Raw genomic sequence first — 543 nt, 5'->3', positions numbered from 1 at the left:
GTAGGGGAACCTGCGGTTGGATCACCTCCTTACCTAAGTGAATCATTCCCGCGAAGTGCTCACACAGATTGTCTGATGAAAGTAACGAGCAGAAAAACCTCTACAGGCTTGTAGCTCAGGTGGTTAGAGCGCACCCCTGATAAGGGTGAGGTCGGTGGTTCAAGTCCACTCAGGCCTACCAAATTCGTTCTCATGCTGCGTTGTGGCTCCGGCTCGCATACCTAAGTATGCTTCGCGAATCCACGCCTTGCCTGAGTACGAATTACATTTTTCCGTAAAAGGAAAATGTACTCAGTTGAGTGGTAAGTAGATGGTCTCTGCAGTAACTGTATGGGGCTATAGCTCAGCTGGGAGAGCGCCTGCCTTGCACGCAGGAGGTCAGCGGTTCGATCCCGCTTAGCTCCACCATACTGTTTTCTGAAAAATACTTCAGAGCACACCGGAAACGGTATGCTGCGAAGTATTATGCTCTTTAACAATCCGGAACAAGCTGAAAATTGAAACGACATGTCGTTTTATTCTCCGCATAAATGAGAATAAAGA

General features: G+C 48.1%; 2 tRNA genes. Both read left to right on the top strand.

The window, feature by feature from the left end:
* The first annotated feature begins 104 nt into the window (after positions 1-104).
* Positions 105-181, top strand: a tRNA-Ile gene (locus tag ACSZO1_RS22695).
* Between the two features lie 151 nt (positions 182-332).
* Positions 333-408, top strand: a tRNA-Ala gene (locus ACSZO1_RS22690).
* Positions 409-543 lie beyond the last annotated feature (135 nt).

Origin of the sequence: Erwinia sp. V71, from assembly GCF_965644245.1 — a bacterium.
Lineage (GTDB): Bacteria > Pseudomonadota > Gammaproteobacteria > Enterobacterales > Enterobacteriaceae > Erwinia.
Note: the sequence above shows the minus strand (reverse complement) of the source record. Positions and strands in the feature narration are given on the sequence as shown.